This window comes from Luteimonas sp. BLCC-B24 (genome assembly GCF_028550595.1).
Taxonomy (GTDB): domain Bacteria; phylum Pseudomonadota; class Gammaproteobacteria; order Xanthomonadales; family Xanthomonadaceae; genus Luteimonas.
On the sequence record NZ_JAQQGN010000019.1, the window covers coordinates 1 to 613 of the forward strand.

Consider the following 613-nt stretch of genomic DNA (forward strand, 5'->3'; position numbering starts at 1 on the left):
TCCGGGATGAAGGTGTCGAGCGCGTCGACCAGCTTCAGGATCGCCGGCACGCCGATGTCGCTCTGGTCGCCTTCCAGCGCCAGACGGGCCGAGCCGTGGATGATCGGGGTGTCGTCGCCCGGGAAGTCGTACTTCGACAGCAGCTCGCGCACTTCCATCTCGACCAGCTCGAGCAGCTCGGCGTCGTCGACCATGTCGGCCTTGTTCAGGAACACGACGATGTGCGGCACGCCGACCTGGCGCGACAGCAGGATGTGCTCGCGCGTCTGCGGCATCGGGCCGTCCGCGGCCGAGCACACCAGGATCGCGCCGTCCATCTGCGCCGCACCGGTGATCATGTTCTTGACGTAGTCGGCGTGGCCCGGGCAGTCGACGTGGGCGTAGTGACGGGTCGGGCTCTCGTACTCGACGTGCGCGGTCGAGATCGTGATGCCGCGCGCCTTCTCTTCCGGCGCCGCGTCGATCGCGTCGTAGGCCTTGAACTCGCCGCCGAAACGCTCCGCACCGATCTTCGTCAGCGCCGCCGTCAGCGTCGTCTTGCCGTGGTCAACGTGACCAATCGTGCCCACGTTCACGTGGGGCTTGGTGCGCTCGAACTTACCCTTTGCCATGG

The 613-nt window shown here is 66.9% G+C and carries 1 protein-coding gene; it reads right to left on the reverse strand.

Features of this window, described 5'->3' with window-relative positions:
* Positions 1 to 611 (reverse strand): GTP-binding protein (locus PQS31_RS17015; RefSeq protein ID WP_272764018.1); only part of this gene is annotated, 611 nt, incomplete at its 3' end.
* Positions 612 to 613 lie beyond the last annotated feature (2 nt).